19 protein-coding genes are annotated in these 18,872 nt (G+C 49.5%); 6 read left to right on the top strand and 13 right to left on the bottom strand.

Annotated elements, in window-relative coordinates:
- The first annotated feature begins 47 nt into the window (after positions 1 to 47).
- Together ACFORK_RS04580 and ACFORK_RS04575 are read left to right on the top strand one after the other, a co-directional pair.
- Positions 48 to 1,163 (top strand): ABC transporter substrate-binding protein, encoded by a 1,116-nt coding sequence (locus ACFORK_RS04580; RefSeq protein ID WP_379196143.1) that lies wholly within the window; start codon positions 48 to 50, stop codon positions 1,161 to 1,163.
- Positions 1,164 to 1,914: 751 nt separating this feature from the next.
- On the top strand, positions 1,915 to 2,538 hold the full coding sequence (locus tag ACFORK_RS04575; RefSeq protein ID WP_379196140.1) for a GyrI-like domain-containing protein: 624 nt from the start codon (positions 1,915 to 1,917) through the stop codon (positions 2,536 to 2,538).
- 52 nt (positions 2,539 to 2,590) lie between these two features.
- On the opposite strand, the gene ACFORK_RS04570 is transcribed toward ACFORK_RS04575, so the two are convergent.
- Genes ACFORK_RS04570 through ACFORK_RS04555 form a run of 4 tightly spaced genes read right to left on the bottom strand, consistent with a single transcriptional unit; the run spans position 2,591 to position 6,171 of the window.
- Entirely contained in the window at positions 2,591 to 4,123 is a 1,533-nt protein-coding gene (locus ACFORK_RS04570; protein ID WP_379196138.1) for an MFS transporter, read from the bottom strand.
- 56 nt (positions 4,124 to 4,179) lie between these two features.
- On the bottom strand, positions 4,180 to 4,851 hold the full coding sequence (locus ACFORK_RS04565) for a polymer-forming cytoskeletal protein (protein WP_379196136.1): 672 nt from the start codon (positions 4,849 to 4,851) through the stop codon (positions 4,180 to 4,182).
- Positions 4,844 to 5,527 (bottom strand): hypothetical protein, encoded by a 684-nt coding sequence (locus tag ACFORK_RS04560; protein ID WP_379196134.1) that lies wholly within the window; start codon positions 5,525 to 5,527, stop codon positions 4,844 to 4,846. The genes ACFORK_RS04565 and ACFORK_RS04560 overlap by 8 nt, the downstream gene beginning before the upstream one ends.
- A gap of 14 nt (positions 5,528 to 5,541) precedes the next feature.
- Positions 5,542 to 6,171 (bottom strand): YhbD family protein, encoded by a 630-nt coding sequence (locus tag ACFORK_RS04555; RefSeq protein ID WP_379196132.1) that lies wholly within the window; start codon positions 6,169 to 6,171, stop codon positions 5,542 to 5,544.
- A 499-nt stretch (positions 6,172 to 6,670) separates the two neighbouring features.
- Between ACFORK_RS04555 and ACFORK_RS04550 the strand changes: the two genes are divergently transcribed.
- Both ACFORK_RS04550 and ACFORK_RS04545 read left to right on the top strand, forming a co-directional pair.
- Positions 6,671 to 7,660, top strand: coding sequence for a GNAT family N-acetyltransferase (locus ACFORK_RS04550; protein ID WP_379196130.1), 990 nt, complete (start codon positions 6,671 to 6,673; stop codon positions 7,658 to 7,660).
- A 37-nt stretch (positions 7,661 to 7,697) separates the two neighbouring features.
- Positions 7,698 to 8,195 carry a GNAT family N-acetyltransferase gene (locus tag ACFORK_RS04545; protein WP_379196128.1) on the top strand — a complete coding sequence of 166 codons (498 nt, stop codon included), beginning with the start codon at positions 7,698 to 7,700 and terminating at the stop codon, positions 8,193 to 8,195.
- 177 nt (positions 8,196 to 8,372) lie between these two features.
- Here the strand turns inward: ACFORK_RS04545 and ACFORK_RS04540 are convergent, their stop codons facing one another.
- The 8 genes from ACFORK_RS04540 to ACFORK_RS04505 all read right to left on the bottom strand — a co-directional run bounded on the left by ACFORK_RS04540 (position 8,373) and on the right by ACFORK_RS04505 (position 16,594).
- Complete coding sequence (locus ACFORK_RS04540; RefSeq protein ID WP_379196126.1) at positions 8,373 to 8,984, bottom strand: 50S ribosomal protein L25; 612 nt, start codon at positions 8,982 to 8,984, stop codon at positions 8,373 to 8,375.
- Positions 8,985 to 9,203: 219 nt separating this feature from the next.
- Complete coding sequence (locus ACFORK_RS04535; protein ID WP_379196123.1) at positions 9,204 to 9,677, bottom strand: GNAT family N-acetyltransferase; 474 nt, start codon at positions 9,675 to 9,677, stop codon at positions 9,204 to 9,206.
- A gap of 112 nt (positions 9,678 to 9,789) precedes the next feature.
- Positions 9,790 to 10,755: an ABC transporter ATP-binding protein gene (locus ACFORK_RS04530; RefSeq protein ID WP_379196121.1), complete on the bottom strand. Its 966-nt coding sequence runs from the start codon at positions 10,753 to 10,755 to the stop codon at positions 9,790 to 9,792.
- Positions 10,748 to 11,731: an ABC transporter ATP-binding protein gene (locus ACFORK_RS04525; protein WP_379196118.1), complete on the bottom strand. Its 984-nt coding sequence runs from the start codon at positions 11,729 to 11,731 to the stop codon at positions 10,748 to 10,750. The genes ACFORK_RS04530 and ACFORK_RS04525 overlap by 8 nt, the downstream gene beginning before the upstream one ends.
- A 12-nt stretch (positions 11,732 to 11,743) precedes the next feature.
- Positions 11,744 to 12,667: an oligopeptide ABC transporter permease gene (gene opp4C / locus ACFORK_RS04520; protein ID WP_379196116.1), complete on the bottom strand. Its 924-nt coding sequence runs from the start codon at positions 12,665 to 12,667 to the stop codon at positions 11,744 to 11,746.
- A gap of 13 nt (positions 12,668 to 12,680) precedes the next feature.
- The gene (locus ACFORK_RS04515; protein ID WP_379196114.1) at positions 12,681 to 13,637 is read right to left on the bottom strand and encodes an ABC transporter permease; all 957 of its coding nucleotides are present in this window, start codon (positions 13,635 to 13,637) and stop codon (positions 12,681 to 12,683) included.
- 61 nt (positions 13,638 to 13,698) lie between these two features.
- A complete protein-coding gene (locus ACFORK_RS04510; protein ID WP_379196112.1) occupies positions 13,699 to 15,465 on the bottom strand; it encodes an ABC transporter substrate-binding protein in 1,767 nt (588 codons plus the stop codon).
- Positions 15,466 to 15,688: 223 nt separating this feature from the next.
- Positions 15,689 to 16,594 (bottom strand): ArsR/SmtB family transcription factor, encoded by a 906-nt coding sequence (locus ACFORK_RS04505; RefSeq protein WP_379196110.1) that lies wholly within the window; start codon positions 16,592 to 16,594, stop codon positions 15,689 to 15,691.
- Positions 16,595 to 16,763: 169 nt separating this feature from the next.
- Here ACFORK_RS04505 and ACFORK_RS04500 point away from each other — a divergent pair, with 169 nt between their 5' ends.
- Together ACFORK_RS04500 and ACFORK_RS04495 are read left to right on the top strand one after the other, a co-directional pair.
- Positions 16,764 to 17,057 carry a GNAT family N-acetyltransferase gene (locus tag ACFORK_RS04500; protein ID WP_379196107.1) on the top strand — a complete coding sequence of 98 codons (294 nt, stop codon included), beginning with the start codon at positions 16,764 to 16,766 and terminating at the stop codon, positions 17,055 to 17,057.
- Positions 17,058 to 17,126: 69 nt separating this feature from the next.
- Positions 17,127 to 17,969, top strand: a complete 843-nt coding sequence (locus ACFORK_RS04495; RefSeq protein ID WP_379196105.1) for a GNAT family N-acetyltransferase — start codon at positions 17,127 to 17,129, stop codon at positions 17,967 to 17,969.
- Positions 17,970 to 18,092: 123 nt separating this feature from the next.
- Here ACFORK_RS04495 and ACFORK_RS04490 read toward each other — a convergent pair whose 3' ends face one another.
- Positions 18,093 to 18,872 (bottom strand): hypothetical protein, encoded by a 780-nt coding sequence (locus ACFORK_RS04490; RefSeq protein ID WP_379196103.1) that lies wholly within the window; start codon positions 18,870 to 18,872, stop codon positions 18,093 to 18,095.

The following is an 18,872-nucleotide window of genomic DNA, read 5'->3' as shown; positions in this document are numbered from 1 at the left end:
CCTCATTAATGATAATGATTATCAAATGAGAATGTGGAGGAATACAAATGCATTACAGTTTATTTTCGAGATTTACATCCGGTAAAGTTCCCCCTAAACGCGGGAAATCTCCGGTGTCCTTACTATGGATGGGGTTGGTGATTGTATTTACTCTTACCCTGACCGCATGCGGAGCCAATAATAGCAGCAGCGCTAATAGCAAGGGAAATAATGAGCCTGCATCCACTGCTCAAACTACTGTGGAACCGAGTAGCACTAATGAGCAGACTGGATCTAATGTTAATGCAGATAAGGACCAGCCGAAGACCATCAAGCATGAGTTTGGTGAGTCTGTTATCCCTGCGCACCCTAAACGGATTGTTTCTATTGGAATGGAGGACATGCTGCTCTCTCTTGACGTCCCAATGGTTCAAGCCTTTAGCACAGATGGTTATTATCTGGACAAACAGCTCAAGGACAAAGGAATCGCCATCAACAGCTCCTTCGATATTAATCTGGAAGCCATCACGGCTGCCGATCCTGACCTGATCATTATGAACAAATACATGACCGACGAACAGGGCTACGAGCAATTGAGCAAAATCGCTCCGACCATTGCCTTTATCCGTGATGACTGGCAGACTGGCATTCTCGAAATCGGCAAAGCACTTGATAAGGAAGATAAAGCCCAAAGTGTCCTGAAAGACTTCCAAGACAAGGTTCAACAGGCCCAAGCTACCATCAAGCAGGCTGTCGGCGAGAACAAAACTGTAGCTTTTATCCGTCCTAGCACCAAAGATGTTGAGTTGGATTTCCCGGAATATGCCTGGACCTCAATGCTGTATAACGAGCTAGGACTGAAGCCAGACCCAGAGGTATTGAAAATTGCCTCCACCACTACGGATACGTGGGGTGGCACCATGCTGTCGCTCGAAGTGCTCCCTAAACTATCAGCCGATTATCTCTTTATGGATTACGGTGCTTCTATGTCCAGTGAAGAAGAATTTCAGCAATCGGTACGCGAAGCCGCAGAAGTGGAAAAGCTTAGCATCTGGAAAAGCATTCCCGCTGTCCAAAAAGGCAATGTCCATCAGGTATCCGCACGCCACTGGGCGCTTAACGGTCCTATTGCAGACGGTCTGAAAGTCGACGATGTTGTTAATGCTCTTACTGGAAGTAAATAAGTAGCACTTTTAGAGTGCCAATTGAGAAAAAAGAGACTAAACTCATGATTTAGATGGAGTGAGGTTTGAGGTTTGAGGTTTGAGGTTTGAGGTTTGAGGTTTGAGGTTTGAGGTTTGAGGGCGGCACTGATCTCCCATCCGTCTTCTCTCCTCCCTCTTCCTTCTTCCTTCTTCCGTCTTTCTTCTTTCGTCTTTCGTCTTTCGTCTTTCGTCTTTCGTCTTCCCAGTCGTCTTAACAGTGTAAAATGGTCCGCTTCCCAATTAAGTGCATTTTTGCACCTTATTTTTCTTGAAAATAGGTAAAGGAAGCAAATAAGGGCATTTTTGTATCTTAATTTTCGAAAAAGTATGCTAAACAGGGAATTCTGGAAGAATTAAGGTACAATATTGCACTTAATTCCCATTTACCCTGAGTTGCAGTGAATTTAAGGTACAAAAATGACGTTAATTACACTCTAGGAATAACTTCTAAGCTTTGTTCGTTATTTTAATGCGTTTATATGTAGAAAGTGGTTTATAAAGAGTTATCTGGAGAGCATGGCGACCGGAATTCCAAACGTTCCATCACAGTGACGACCGCGCTTTACGTTCGAATCTTGAGTTCACCTTATATAATCTTAACTTAAAAAAAATAAGCTTCTGCCGGAATCTAAGGCAGGGGCTTATTTTGTTTGAATCCGTCCATTCCAAACATGACACTGTGCTGTCCAGTTGCCTGTGCTATTCTACCTCAAAAGGAGGCGCTATTCAGATGAAATACGAATGGAAGAAACAAGACAAATCCTTCTACCTGCCACTAGCGAAACCGGAGCTGGTCACGGTTCCCGGCTTTAATTATTTTATGCTGGAAGGATGCGGTAATCCCAACAGTGACTTATTCTCCGAGACGGTAGGCGTGCTCTATTCCCTCGCCTATGCCGCTAAAATGCTCCCCAAAAAAGGAAAGCTGTTAACCGAAAGCTATTACGATTACTCTGTCTTTCCGCTGGAAGGTGTCTGGGATCTCACTCAAGAGGGAAGAGAGAAAGATGTTCTGGATAAAGACGAGCTGCTGTATACATTGATGATCAGGCAGCCAGAGTTTGTCACTGAGGACTTAGCAGCGCAAATTCTGGAGATCGTAAAGCAGACCAAACCGCATGTGTTGATGGAAAAGGCCATCTTCGGCAAGGTCGAAGATGGCCTGAGTGTACAAATGCTCCATTCCGGATCGTATGACAATGAGCCGGAAAGCTTTGCAGCTATGGAGGACTACTGTATGCGGAATGGGCTGAAACGTGCCTCCAAGACCCATAGGGAAATTTACCTGACGGATGCCCGCAGAACCCGCCCCGACAAGCTAAAGACCGTTCTCCGATTCAAAGTTAACCGGTAGGGATAGACCCGAACCAAGGGGGCGGCCCCCCTCACTCTCTGTTAACGAACTACTAGTGCCCGGACACCGCCGAGTCCCCGGCTGCCGAGGCATCCATTTTCTGCCGGCCCATGAAGAAGGAAGCCAATAGGGCCAGGGCAGCCGGAATCATTGCCCAAGCAAAGGTATGCGCGATGGAAGAGGATAATCCTTCTGTAATCTTGGACAAGATTTCAGGTGGGATCATCGCTCGGGCTTCTGGCGATAGCAGGGAGTGCGGGTCTTTGAAATCCAGCGCCCCGGCTGGAGCTCCCGCGCCCCCGGCGAACATGCTGGTCAAGCTGCCGGTGAAGTAATGGCTTTGGATAATGCCAAAGCTGGTAATGCCGACAGTCATCCCCAGCGAACGCAGGAAATTAAGCGTTGCGCTAGCTGAGCCGCGCTGCTGGGCTGTCAGCCCGTGAATCGCTGCTGTGCTCAGCACCGAGAAGGAAGCTCCGATGCCAAGACCGATCAGGATCATATAAACGGTCACTAGCAGACGTGAGGCATCCGGCGTAAGTGTCGCCACAAGCCCTGTTCCCACCACCAACAGCGCAAGGGTAGGAATCAGCAGGCTGCGGTAGCTTACTTTTGACATCAGGAAGCCTCCCGTTGTTGCTGTAACTACAGAACCAACCATCATAGGCAGCAATACCATCCCCGAATTCGTCGCAGAACCGCCCATAACCCCCTGAATAAAGATTGGGATATACACAGAAGCCACAATAAATGCCGCCCCGCTAAACAATGCGCTCAGGATACTGAAGGCGTACAACCGCTTTTTGAACAGTGCAAACGAGATAATCGGCTCAGCAGCCTTCGTCTCCACATACAGGAACACAATTGCTAACACGGCAAACACTGCGAATAATCCCAGAATCACCGATGAATCCCAAGCATACTGCTTGCCGCCAAGCTCCAGTGCGAACATCAAGGAGATAACCGCCCCAAGCAATGTACCTGCACCTAACCAGTCGATCGGCTGCTTGGAATGCTCATGCGATTCTCTGTAAAAGAACACCACCATCACAAAAGCGATCAGTCCCAGCGGCAGATTAATGTAGAATACCCATTGCCAGGCGATATGGTCTGTAATGTACGCGCCCAGCAGTGGGCCAAACACACTCGACAAGCCGAACACCGCACCAAAAGCCCCGCCCAGCTTGCCGCGCGACTCCAGCGGAACGGCATCGAACATAATCGCAAAAGCAATCGGAACCAGGGCTCCGCCACCGATCCCCTGAACAGCCCGATAGGCCGCAAGCTCAGTAATCGTACTAGCTGTCCCGCACAGGGCTGAGCCCGCCATAAAAACAATAATTCCGAAAATAAAGAACTTCTTCCGGCCATACATATCTGACAGCTTGCCAAAGATCGGCATACCTGCCATTTCTGCAACGAGATATGCGGAGGTTACCCAGACAAATTTGTCCATTCCCCCTAGTTCCCCAACAATATTGCCCATAGCCGTTGCAACGATCGTGCTGTCCATTGAAGCCATCAATATTCCTAGCAGCAATCCTGCGATTACAATGCCCAGATTGGGCGATTTGGCTGCACTCATCTTTTCCACTCCTTAATTTCTGTATATCACAAAACTATATAGCTCTGAGCAGCCTGTCAGATTCTCACCTGTTGCTTCACCGAGGCATTCTTGTGAATCTCTAGCGTCTCCCGGTATTCCACCGTCTGAATTACACAATCGGGACCGATGATCACTGACCCACCTCGGACAGTATCAGCTACTGTACAGTGTAGTTCTATATTGTCCCCTTCAATCAGACCCGCTCTGAAAATAACATCCTGCTTCGCTTTTATAAAGTTAAGCAGCTTGCCTGCCTTGTTTTGCTTGATGACAACAGTACCGCCGCCAACCTCCCGGGCACTGCCGGGTCCAAACAAGTTGATCTGCAGCCGCTCTGCGCTGAGCAAGCCTTCCACCTCTGCTGCACCGGAAATCTGCAGCTGCTCTGCTTCACAATCACCATTTACCACAAGGCTTCCACTGAAATCTATGTGCTCGATTCGAGCTGAAGCTGCTTTGACCTCGCCGGTTCCGCGCAAGGACTGTCCTGCAAGCCCCCCGGCTACAGCAAGCTCACCTGTCACTTTCAGCTTCTCCGCTTGCAGGTCACCATCTACCCTTACATTACCAGTCAGACTCAATCTCCGGCAGTCTACAGCATCATTGAATTGGCACTCACCTGTCACTTTGACGTTCAGGAAGGAACCTCCCCCTGAAGTGCTAGTACCCACCATACTGAGGTTGCTAAGCGTAGTTTTGTCAGACACCGATCTTCTCCTCCCTTCCTACTCTGGCTCCCGGATGTACGGTTAACTGTGAACGATATTCCACGGCTCCGACTGTGCAGCCCTCGCCGATGATGACAATATTTCCTCTGATAACATCAGCATTAGTGTATTCCAAATCAATGAAATCACCCTCAATAGTCCTGACGTTCAGCTCCGGCTTGAGTTTAGGAAACACTCCTCCCAGCAGCCTGTTCCACGCGCCCTGATTGTTCTGACGAATCACAAGACTTTCGACACCAATCTCATTGGCCTTGCCCGGTCCATGCAGGACAAAATCCACATGCCCCGCGCTCAGCAGACCATTCACCGTAAATGCCCCTTCACCAGTCAATTCCTCTAGCTCACAATCTGCCTTCGTGCTGATCACACCATTGAGCATACAGGATTCACCCCGCAAGGCGCCTCCGATACGAAGCATCCCTTCTGCTTTGAGACTTTCGACCGTCAGACCTCCTTTAACATTCATATTTCCGTTGCATTCCAGTTCTTCTGCCCGAAGATCACCCTTCAGATGAATATGTCCATTCCCTTTAACAATCCGTGCCTCCACCGAACCGTTAACGGTACCTACGCCATCAATCCTAACTGTATCGTAAGTACCACCGGAGGCCCCCCCTACGCCAGCAATGACCAAATCGCCAGGTTGCTTCACCATGCTCATTCCCTCCATTAATTAAGCTTTCCTCTTAACTGCTCCATTAGATTCGCTACAGTGATCCTGTTGACAAGCCGTACTCCTTCATCAAAGATCAGCTCAGCAGGTGCAATTGACAGAAGGAAAGACGTCACGCCCATTTTGCGGACAAAAAACAGCTCCCATGCCTTCCCTTCCAATCTCGAAGAATTCTCCAACAAGGTACGGAAGAGTAAGTCACCTTCTTCAAGGCTCATCTCTCCTCTACTGAGCAGGCTATCAACAGTGAACAGATACATCACTTCATCAAATGTGTAATTCCCCTCCGCTTTCGGCTGCTTGCCAAACCGATCCAGCACCAAACTCGAAACGATGTTACGTTCCAGTAATTCTTTTGCGGACACAGCTGCCTTGCTGATCGGCGGGGGTGAAGATAATTTGTCTGCCAACTCATCCAACGAGAGGTCGTCTTTCATGCTTACGATGTTATCGATACGGGCCAGAATCATCTTTCTGGGAAAAAAGGTTTCTTGCCCAGTAAAGGTTGATTTGCGGATAAACCATTCCTCAGGAATCAGCTGCTTCCGCTTCCAGCGGTAGAGCTGGCCGTATGATATGCCGGTTAAATCCAGCAAATCCTTCTTGGATATCAGATCTTCTTCCATCTTGATCACTCCTCGCGATCATCGTAACATAACACTGTTACGTTGTAAATCTAAAATCTATAGAGGTCGAACTCAAGTTCCTTACTTAAGACTCGTTCGTTCCCCCAGTGAATGTTTGAACTACTCACGTTCCCTGCCTTTTTCCATCCTGATTCTATACCAGAACAGTACGGAGAAGCCTCCGCCCAGAGGCTGATTTTATGGATACCTTAAGGAGTACTCCCTTTGTCTCCGGATTTCAACCGTTACAAGTGGTTAAACAAAAGAAATCTGGAGACAACAGCGACCGAAAGTCCAAGCTTCACCAGAACGACGCCGATCCTTAGGTTAGTATCTTAAGTTCAATGTATAGATTGCGGGAGGGGTAGAGTTTGTTATATCGGTTTTTTCCATATATTCCTTCTTTTGGACCTGCCATAATAAGAGAAGAAATCGCAGATCTATTTAAAATGAACAATTGAAAACAACAAAAGCGAGAAGGAACGAAAGGGGCAACACAATGTCGATTACACTGCGGCCTTTACAATTGCCGGAAGATTATACCGGACTGGCCAAATTGCTTAATACGGAGTGGGCGGAGCCAACCACTGCCCAGCAGCTTGCGGAAGATGATGCTAAACTCTACGAGGTTGGTGATACCTATAAAGATGAAAATGGGCTGCTTGCAGGCTATGACCGAACCCGCCATGTTGCGGTGAATGACAGGAATGAAATTCTGGGGTATGTCTATTGCTGGCGTGCGCCCTGGACGGAGGCGGGCCAACTGGTGAATCTGATGGTCGTAGCCGAACAGCACCGTCGGCAGGGAATCGGGCAAAAGCTGTTGGATCATGCCCTTGAGTGGGGCCGCCAGATTGGAGCCTCCACCCTTGTCGCCCAGGTCTGGGACGATAAACCGGATTCTCTTAGCTTTGCTGCACATCGGGGCTTTGAGCAGGAGCGGCATATTTTTCAATCCGTGCTGGACATCGCGAAGGTTGACTGGGAACACCTTGACGAGGAAAGCGTCATTTTATCGCTGGAACAATCGGGTCTGCGTTTCACCACACTCGCGGAAGAACCCGGCGAAGTCTCCAAGCAGAAGCTTTATGAGCTTTATAAGGAAACTGCGTTTGATATTCCGGGATATACCGGTGATTTTCCCGTTATTGAGGAATGGCGCAAATGGAATTTGATGGTTGACGGCTATGCACCGGAACAGGTGATTATTGCTGTCGATAGCGACAAATACATTGGTGTATCCAATGTACTGCACAAAAAGCAGACCAATGGCATGTATCACGAATATACCGGGGTGAGCCGCGCCTATCGCGGCCGCAAAGTTGGGCTGGGACTTAAGCTCAAAGCCGTTCACCTTGCGAGAGAAGTCCGTGCAGATTATATCCGCACAGACAACGATTCCACTAACGCACCGATCCTGAAGATCAATCGGCGCCTAGGTTATGCACCACTTCGAGGATCTTACCGGATGTTTGGACGGCCCTTTTAGAGACAGGTCTAATTAGTCACAGACTTCTATCGGAGGAATGAGAGTGGTTCAGTTACTCCCTGTACCAGAAGATAAACAAAACGTACTGAATAACCTCTATCAGTTATATCATCATGACTTCAGTTCATTCACTGGGGAGGAGATCAATGAAAGTGGTCTGTATGACATCTCCCTGGAGCATTATTGGCGAGATTCCCGCTGGAATCCATACTTCATTACCTCCGGGAACCATATTGCCGGATTTCTGGTTGTGTTATTCGAGAATCAGGATATAGATCCTGATCCTACTCATGTTATTTATGATTTTATGATTCTCCGAAAGTTCAGGAGACAGGGGCTGGGAAGAGCAGCAGCACAACTGGCCTTTGATTCCTTCAAGGCTAACTGGAAAGTGGCCCAGATGTCCTCCAATGAAGCCGCGATCTTATTCTGGCGTGAGGTGATTGGAGAATATACGGAGCAGAGCTATACAGAGTCGTTCAGGAGTGATATGAACAAGTATATCCAGACTTTTAGCACCAAGTGCTACAGGTAGTAGAGATGTACTGTGAACAAGCGCATAATAGCCTTCACGATTATGAAGCCTTTCATTTTTTATAATCATCCATAAAGCGTACTATGCATAGTGACAAAAAAGAGCAGACAATTCCCGGAAGGATTTTGCCTGCTCTTGTAATTCAAATCCACTTAAGACACGCGCTCAGTGCCTGTCCTATTCCTCGGCTTTGACCTCAGCAGTAGCGTCTGCAGCCGTTTCACCCGCTTCTTCGGCGGCTGGCGCCTCGGCAGCTACCGGCGGTGCGATCCGGATGATTAGTGTATCTTCCGGTGTCAGCACTTCCCAGCCCTCATGCTTCGGCAGGTCAGAGACTAACAGCTGATCCCCGATCTCCAGGCCGCTGATGTCCACATCGAATGTTGCAGTCAATTTATCTGGCAGTGTGCGAATATCCAGTTCATACAGCTCTATCTGCTGCACGCCCCCGTTCTTCACACCAGCCGGGTCTCCTGTAAAATGAAAAGCAACCTTGGTATCCAGTTCTGCCTTCATATCAATTTGTTGAAAATCCACATGCAGCAAACTGCGCGATAGTGGCTGACGTTGTGCTTCTTGAATCACGGCATTTTTGGCGCCCGCACCTGGTAGTTCCAGCTTCAGGATTGCTCGCGGATTTTTGCTTAGAATTTCGTTGATCGTTTTTGCATCCGCAGAAAAGGAGTGAGTATCTGAACCTGCACCGTAGACAACGACCGGTACAAAGCCTTTACGCCGCTGGGAAGCGGCCTTGCCGGATCTTTCGGTCAAACGTACTGTTGTATTCATTACAATTCCTCCTGAGTAGGGATTTAAAAAAAGACCGATTAGATATGTATGTCTAATCAGTCTCTTATTAACCATATTTGCCTGTATGGGAACCAGTATAGCACTGCGGATGATACAAGTCAAAAAAGTCATAAATGATAAAAATATCCAAAATAATATCATTCGGCTTCTCCCTAGCTTCGAGTAAAGCCCCGAATAAACGGGTTACTCACTGAGCGATTACCCTATCCGCCGGTAAAAGACCAACGTTGCTTTATCATTTAGCTGCGTGTACTCCCCCGTCTTTGCGAAGCCCATTTTTTCATACAGCCAACAGTTGCGTTCTTCCTCAGCAATCGTTGCTAGCTCCCAAACAGCGGCCTGCGGGAACATCTCCATGATCAAATTAAGCACTCTTTGGGCTATTCCCTTTCCCTGGTATGCAGGAAGAATAAAAAATGGCCCCAGCCACATCCGGGTCTTTTCTTCCTTCCAAGTCGCACGAATGCCTCCAACAAGCACGTCATCAAGCACTATTTTATAAAATCCGCCCTGAGGACTTGTAATTCTGCCGATCGTCTTTTCAATGCCTTCATTGGCAGGACTGGTATCCATATCCTCGTATTTTTCCAACGAAGGCAGAAAAGCTTGAATTTGAATGTTGTGAAGAGCCTCCGCATCTGACTCCACAGCCTTTGCAAGCGTCACCGTCATGTCTCTCCATCCCCTGTCATAGGTAATGAAACCCATTGTATCATTTTTTTCACAGGGAAGATGAAACTACTACATTTTTGTACCTTTTATTGGAACTATTTTTATGATAGTCCTAAACCAGATGACACGCTACAAAATGTCCGCCTCCGGCATCCCTGAAGACGGGAACCTGCGAGCGGCAGACCTCTTCCGCGAAGGGGCAGCGCGTATGGAATTTACAGCCGGACGGCGGGTTCGCCGGGCTCGGAATATCGCCCTTCAGCACAATTCGTTCCCGCTTCAGCTTCGGAATCGGGATCGGCACCGCTGACAGCAGCGCCTTGGTATAGGGATGCAGCGGATGACGGAACAGTTCGTCCCGGGATGCCGTCTCGACCATGGAGCCAAGGTACATTACGCCGATAGTCGAGCATAAATGCTCCACGACACTAAGGTCATGGGAGATGAACAAATACGTCAATCCCCGACTCTGCTGCAGCTTGCTGAACAAGTTAATGATCTGAGCCTGAATGGATACATCCAGTGCAGAGACCGGCTCGTCAGCTATGATCAGCTCAGGATTCAGTATCAGCGCCCGCGCAATGCCGATCCGCTGCCGCTGCCCACCAGAAAATTCATGCGGGAAACGGTCGATATGGTACGATGATAATCCGCAGGATTCCAGTGCTTCCAGCACCAAATCACGTACATCGCTGGCGGAGCATAAACCATGATCCAGCAGCGCCTCGCCGATGGCATCCCCTACCCGTACCCGCGGATTCAGTGAACTGTACGGGTCCTGGAAGATCAGCTGCATCTTGGGCCGCAGCCCGCGCAGCTCTTCAGGCGGCAGGGCGTGGATATCTATCCCCTTGAACTTGACCTCGCCAGCCGTCTTCTCCGTCAGGCGGAGAATGGTGCGGCCAACCGTGCTTTTGCCGCTACCAGACTCTCCGACCAATCCGAAGGTCTCCCCTGGCTGCAGCCGGATGCTTATGTCATCCACAGCCTTCACCTGACCCACTGTGCGGTTAAGCAGACCTTTCGTAATCGGAAAATACTTCTTTAAATGATTGACTTCCAGCAGTGCCTCAGGCATGGACTAACGCCTCCTCATAGAGCCAGCAAGACACCTTTTGTCCATTGCCAACGTCTTGCAGTACAGGCTGCTTGCTGCGACATACTGGCATACAGTGTTCACAGCGATCATGAAAATAACAAGAGGGTGCAAGCTCCAGCGGATTCGGCACCTGTCCCGGAATAGAGTACAGTTCTTCCTGCCGCTGGTTGATCACCGGCTTGGATTTGAGCAATCCCCGAGTGTACGGATGCTTGGGATTGCTGAACAATTCCACGACCTCACCCTCTTCTACGATCTTGCCAGCGTACATCACGATCACATAGTCGGCCATCTCCGCTACCACGCCAAGGTCATGCGTAATCAACAGAATGGACATGCCTGAGTCGGCTTTGAACTGTCGCAGCATGTCCAAAATCTGTGCTTGAATCGTCACGTCCAACGCTGTGGTCGGCTCGTCGGCGATGAGCAGCTTCGGACCACAGGAAATTGCAATGGCGATCATTATCCGTTGCAGCATACCCCCGCTTAGTTCATGCGGATAGCTATCCGCAATCTGTTCGGGCCGGGAAATACCAACCTGGCTAATCAGCTCGATAGCTCTAGCGCGCGCCTGTTTCTTATTCAACTTCAGATGAACCCGCAGTGGTTCCATGATTTGTTCCCCGATCTTGATCACCGGATTGAGTGAAGACATCGGCTCCTGAAAGATCATCGCAAGCTCATGACCACGCAGACTGCGTAGTGTATGCTTATCCAGTTGCAGCAGGTCTTCACCCTGAAACTCAATGCTACCGCTGGTGACTCTGCCGCCTGGTGACTCGACAAGTCCCATAATGGACATCGCAGTCACGCTTTTCCCGCAGCCGGACTCACCGACAACACAGACTGTCTCTCCTTCTCGTACCCGGAAACTAACGCCATCGACGGCTTTAACCTCCCCATCTTCTGTGAAGAAGTGCGTGCTGAGACCGTCTATGCGTATTACGTTATTCATGATGCTGGTCACCTACCTCTTCTGTTTCGGGTCCAGCACATCTCTGAGACCGTCTCCGAATATGTTAATGGCAATTACTGTGGCAAAAATCGAGAGTCCCGGCGGAATCCACAGCCATGGACGCTGTTGAAAATCAATCATGTTGTTCGCGGCATCTATCATGTTGCCCCAGGTTGGCGTAGGCGGCATAACGCCCAGGCCAAAGAAGCTGAGCACCGATTCGCTAAGTATCGCCCCGCCGATATTGAGCGTGGCCATAACAATCAGCAGCGGAATGATATTCGGCAGCAGATGATTGAACAGCTTGCGCCGGTCACGGAGGCCCAGCACAACGGCTGCCTGCATGAACTCACGCTCACGCAAGCTCAGCATCTGACCTCTGACCATCCGGGCCATGCCCGGCCAGTTCACGATGCTGAGCATCAGCATGACGATATACATGCGATAATCCGTCGGAATTTTCCACTCCGACAACAACGCGCCGAAGATGAATAGTAACGGCAGACTGGGAACGGTCAGTAACAGATCGGCGACACGCATGATAATCTGATCAGCGACTCCGCGATAATACCCAGCTATCGCCCCCAGAAGGGCGCCAATAAAGACGGACAAGACCATAGAGGCCAGCCCAACTGTAAGAGAGATGCGCCCGGCCTGCATGACACGGGTCAGAATATCTCTTCCCAGGGCATCAGTCCCGAGCCAGTGCTTCAGACTGGGTGCCTTGTTCATCATCGCCATATTGATCTTATTGTCTGTATAAGGGGAGAATAGCGGGCCCGCAAAACACAGCGCGAACATGAACAGGACAACCACAAATCCGGAGATCGCCAGCTTATTATGGAGAAGCCTCCGCATAGACTGCCTGAATAAAGAGGATTTCCCGCTTGCTGCCCCTGCCCGGCGTACCGGAGCTAAACTACTGTTAACAGCCAATGTAGTCCCCTCCTTACTGCAACCGGACGCGCGGATCGGCAATGCGATAGAGCAAATCCGATAGCAGCGTTCCAATTACGGTTAATATTGCAATAAACATCGTAAAGCCCATCAGCAGAGGATAATCCCTTAGCCCGAAGGACTGCATGTACAGCTGGCCAATACCAGGCCAATTGAAAATCTTCTCGATAATTAGCGACCCGCCGAACAGTGCCGGAAGCTCGAAGCCGACCAGTGTAATGGCTGGGAGCAGCGCATTGCGAAGTGCATGCGTGAACAGCACCTTGCGTTCCTTCAGGCCTTTGGCCCGGGCTGTGCGGATATAATCCTGCTTCAGCACATCAACCATATTGCTGCGGAAATAGCGGGTCAGCGAGCCGAGACCCAGCAGCGTCATGACGATAACCGGCAGCGCCATATGCGTCACGACTTCCTTGATGTATTCCCACCCGGTGGCGTTGCTGCCTGTCGTTATGATTCCGCCCGGCGGCAGCCATTTCAGGTCGACAGCCAGAATCTTGATCAGGAAGAGGCCAATAAAGAAGGACGGCAGTGACATCGCCGCAAAGATCGCCACCATCACCAGCGTATCGAACCAGGAATACTGCTTGTAGGCTGAGATTACGCCGATAATGACCGCAATCAACCAGGTCAGAAACGTGGATACTGCGGCCAGCAAAAATGAATTCCAGATGTAATCATTAAACAGCTGCAGCACCGGCTTCTGCTGAGCCAGCGAGTAGCCGAAGTCACCGTGCAGCGCGTTCTTCATCCAGAGTCCATAGCGTTCTAACACTGGCTTGTTAAGACCATAGATTTCTCGCAGCTCGGCTTTGCGTTCCGCGGTCAATTTAATGTTACCGGTGATGAAATCCCCGGGTGTCGAGGCATACAGACAGAAGATCAGCAGCGAAGCTCCGAATAGAATAATGATCATGTACAGTAATCGTTTAGTTAAATAAGTGCTCATGACAGGCTCCTTATCAAATGTCCCCTGCCCGAAATGGTGCAAGCAGGGGACGTTTGCTGTTTTATTTCAGGGTCCATTCCGGCAAACTGCCGGCCAGCCCGATGTACGGACTGACGGTGAGATTACCGATGCGGCCGTTATAGGCATACACTGTCTTCTTGTAGTTGGTGAAAATAATCGGCAGCTCGTCATTAACAAGCTGGTACAGCTCTTTGTAAACCGCCTTACGCTGTTCAATATCCGTGGTCGCTAGCGCTTTGTTGTACAGTTCCGTGAATTTCGGATTATCGTAATCCGTGACTTCTCCATTGAAGAATTGCATGAAGGCTTCTGACGGATCGGTCAGCATCGGCGTGGAGAAGGTGACGAGATCATAATCCCCGCCCTCCACCTTGGACACCAGCGAGTTAAAGTCTGCGAAGACCTCCGGCTGGAAATCAATGCCGATGGCTGCAAAGTTCTCTTTGGCTACAGCGATAAAAATATCCGTGTTCTTGCTCTTCGAGCCCAGGTAATGGATCGACAGTGGCTTGCCATCTTTCTCGCGAATGCCATTCGCGCCTGCTTTCCAGCCTGCTTCATCAAGCAGCTGTTTTGCTTTTTCCGGATCATATTTGTAAGGATTGATGCCTTCTTCCGTATAAGCCCAAGAGATCGGCGAAGCCGGAATATTGGCGATAGAGCCTGCGCCCTGAGCTGCATCAACATAGATGCTTTGCCGGTCCAGACCGTAGACAATTGCCTGACGCACCAGCTTATCTTTTAACTGCTCATGCTTCAAATTGACTTGCATATAACCATAGGTGCTTGGAGTATAAGGAATGATGTTAACAAATCCCAGAGCCTTCAGCTTCTCGATATTCTCTTCTGTTGCACTGAACGCGGCGTAGTCCACTTCCCCGGTCTCCAGGAACTGCCAAACATCGCCTTCGGTAGTTTTGTAGATAAAATGTTCAGTTTTAGGTTTTCCTTTAAAATAATTCTCGTTGGCGACAAAGCGGACTTCCTGCCCCGGAATGAACTTCTCCAGCTTGTAAGGACCGTCGCCGAGCGGATGCTCATGCAACTTCTTGATATATTCCAGATGACCGAACTTGTAGTCCTTGCCATAGTAGGCTTTCGACAGTACGTTCGAGCCCAAGGTTACCAGCGCTGTCGCGTTGGGTGTTTCAAGTGTAGCTGAGATCGTCTGTGGATCAATGATCTTAATGCCTTCGATGCTTTGGGCCGTACCTTCCTTGTAAGCTTTGCCGCCCTTCACATTCAGCGTTGGCAACTGGGAGCCGCCATCATAAGCTTTGTCATATTGAATCGTCCAGGTAAAGGCCACATCATCCGCGGTCAATGGCGAGCCATCGCTGAACTTCAGATCATTACGAAGGTGAAAAGTGTATGTAAGTCCATCCTCTGAGACATCCCAGCTCTCCGCCAGCTCCGGTGTAGGCACACCTTTATCATCCACCGTTACAAGTGAGGCATAGAGCAAGGAAGAGACGTTCCCGTCATATCCGCTTTGCTGAAAATAAGGGGTGAACGCCCCGCTCGGATCGGTCAAGCCAACAATAATCGTATCATTGCGCTTCTGCGCGGTAGCCGGAAGCTTGGACAAATCGGTGGCCGTGAACGGTTCGCTCAGCGCACCAGCAGGCACCACATTTGCCCCCGGGGTATTCGAGCTTGCTGTCTGATTCGTACCTGTATTCGTTGTTCCCGTATTCCCTTTAGCACCATCGTTTCCGGCCGTATTGGCATTGTTGCCTCCGCAAGCGGACAGCAGCAGTGAACCGGCAAGCAATAGTGAAGTGATCAGCATCAATCGTTGTTTCATGGACTCATCTCCTGTTTTTTTCTGTGGTTTTCGGCAATAACTATTATTCCTACCTACTAAGTATGATTAAAGACCGATAGTTCACATTATAGAAAGGAAAACGAGTTCTGTAAATAGAGAACTTAATATTTTTTCTGTTTATAAAGAATTTAAATATTTAAACATCTTCCAGATAAAGCAAAAAGAGCGCCTCATGGCGCCCTCTTGTGCATAGAAAAAGATATTATTTTAAATATTCCAGCAATTGCTCGTTCATCTTGTGCAGCCCGTCCAGACGCAGGCTATAAGTTGTCACGTTCTCTCCGTCAATATAAGCGTACAGCAGACCTGCGCAGCGCAGATTAAAAATATGATCATGGACAATTCCCTTGGAAATACCGGCATCCTTGACGATTTCGGTAAAAGTTTTGCGTTGTCCACTAACGGATTGCAGAATCCGTAGACGACTCTTCTCCCCCAAACTGCGGATGGCCCGGTACATGAATGGGGACAGTTCTTCCTCCTCGGCCAGAGAAATCCGTGCGGAATAATGACAGATCGTTATTTTGCCATAGTGGTAGATGATGTTAGCTGGTTGGAAATGAAACTGCGGGATCAACACGAGCTTCTGAAGGCCGTCAATGGGGTTAAAATAAAAGCCGTTCGTTGTCTGATTGATAAAATCCTCCGGGGTCGACATCTTCAGTTCTTCCTGCTTCTGATCTGCATGACTTTGTAGTCGCTCTATAACCTCTGACTTCTGCCGGCTGAAATACTGTGCATTCCACTCTCTCAGTAAAAAGAGCATTTTACCGCGAAACGCCTCCATCTGGAGGGGAAACACCGTGACATATTCCGAAAGGGTCTCGTACATTTCTCCGACCGTCAACCCTTCGATCCAGTTCAGAACACTTTCCACGCTATCCTTACAGGGACACTGGTAAATGAGCAGATTTAGCGTCTTCCAATCATTATTCAGTTCCGTCTCGTCCAGAAGGTTCAGCAGTTCCTTGCTCAGCATATTCCGCGTTTCCGCCGCCCAAGCCTGGCCCAGATCAATCTTCTTGTAGGACTTCCTGCATATAAACGTATGTACGCTGTTCAGCAATTCATAGACAGGTTCAAATTGAACCTCAACCTCGTAATTCATGGGCGTTCCTCCTTGTGCAACTTCTGTTCAGTGCCAGATTAGTGCTTTTATCTTATTGTATATCCCGTCGAACGCGCAAGCATTCGGTTTTGCGTGCGCTCTTCTATCGCTTTTTGAAAGTAGAAGTGGTAATATGTAGCCATCAAGTTGTTGGGGGATGATTAATAAGATGAAAATTCAACATGGAGAAGGTCGTTTTTTTGTTGCCGGTGACGACAAAGACCTTGCCGAGATTACATATAAAGCAGATGAAACCACTGGAGATCTGGTCATTGACCATACGTTTGTCTCCGAGGAGCTGCGCGGCCAAGGTGCCGGAGAGAATCTCGTTAAGGCTGTCGTGGACAAAGCGCGTGAGGAGAATTTGAAAATAGTACCGGAATGCTCCTATGCTGCGCATCAATTCAAGAAGCATCCTGAGTATCAGGATGTACTGAGCGGAGACGGAAGCCGGTCTTCCTGAAGGCCGGTCCCCGTTTCCCAAGGACAACTATAATCGGGCGGGATACCGTCACACTTGGAGGGAACGGGTTTGACTACTAACAACACATTGAAAGATATTGAAGAACTGCAACAAAAATGCGAGCAGCATGATGGCATTTCGCTGAAGCTGAACTGGGAATCATTGCGTTTAGGCTCTGCTCCCGGCGGCGCGGAATGGCTTGTAAGCTACGAGGACGGGCTGCTCGTCGGATTTATAGGGCTGTATGCTTTCGGCAGCGAGGTAGAGGTCTGCGGCATGGTCCGTCCAGGCTACCGTCGGCGGGGGATTTTCACCAAGTTATGGAATCAGGCACTGGATATCATCAAATCCAAAGGACTCCAGAAGATTCTGCTGAATACACCTGGGGCCTCTACCTCAGGGTTAGCCTTTCTTGCTACACTGCCGCTTACCTTTAGTCATGCCGAATACCAGATGAAATGGGACGGTGAAGCCGCCAAGCGCTATGGCGGTGGTGACAGTTCAGCGAGAACCTCTGTGAATCTGCGTCCAGCACGTGCGGATGAGACTTCCCTGCTCAACCAACTGGATGCCGATGGCTTCGGCTTGACGCTGGAAGAAGCCGCCGAATTGAACAAGCATGATGACGCGGAAGAGCATATTATGCTTGAGCTTGACGGGCGGCCAGTTGGCAAGATGCGCCTGAACACAGAAAATAATGAGACCTGGATTTATGGCTTTACTGTGGATAAGACCCTGCGGGGTCTCGGGATCGGACGCAGTGCCTTGCTGCAGACGATTGAGCGCGAACAGCGTAATTACAATGGTATCAATCTAGAGGTTGCGCTGGATAATCCCAATGCGCTGAAGCTGTATGAAAGCTGCGGTTTTGTGATTTTGAACAAGCAGGACTATTATCGGTTTATCGGGTAAACCTGTGCTGATATCGTCTGCTAAAGAATAGAATGTAAGCAGAACACCCTTTCCAACCTGGCCTTAGAACCGGGTAGAAAGGGTGTTCTTTGATTTATGATTAAAACATAAACCTACGCTCTGTTACATCAATCCGAACCGTCCGTAGACATCCTCATTCTTGTCGTTCCTACGGTTGCTGGAGCAAACGGCGCGGTCTGCCAGCTCAGTATGATCCAGAAACACCGACAACAACCGCACATAATCCAGGGATTCTGCATAGGAAATTGCCCCGCCATCGAAAGAGTGCTTGCGTCCATCCAGCAGTGAATAGATTTCCACCGTCTCGAACGGCTGACCGTAAGCTTGGTTGCAGAACACGTTGGCCATATGTAGAAATCCTGTGATCACGTCATCATTCCCGTTGACCATGAATTTCTGTATACTGAGGCTGCGTCCCGACGTCCCGGAATTCCAGGCCAGCTGAAAGATCATCGACAAGTCGACTTCTAATTCAGGGACAGGAACGAACCACTGCTCATAGAGCATCAAGGGGATTTCCTGCAGATGATTGACAGAGACAATCCGCGTCAGTTCATCGGAGATGGTCGTCTTGACGTCCCAATAATGCAGCAGTGATGGAAACGCCTCACCCTTGGGCGGCCAGCGGCGCTCCAGTAGAAACTGTATTGGGGTCTCCCTGCGTACCTCAGGCCGAAGACTGTAGAAATCGTTCAGCGTATGCCCAACTGCATATTGAACCTGCTGCCGCCAGCGAGGAAGCCCCGTCGCCAGAGCGCCCTTGCCCTCTTTTACCGATCCACCCAGCATAATATGCTCCATCCGGTAGTCATGCAGACGGCTGTACTGTGTCACTGGTCCGCTGCCTATGCCTGCTGCCATACTGCCTGCCAGCCGGCCCAT

Origin of the sequence: Paenibacillus sp. GCM10012306, assembly GCF_042649265.1 — a bacterium.
GTDB lineage: Bacteria > Bacillota > Bacilli > Paenibacillales > Paenibacillaceae > Paenibacillus_AQ.
This window is presented reverse-complemented; position numbering and strand designations above follow the sequence as displayed.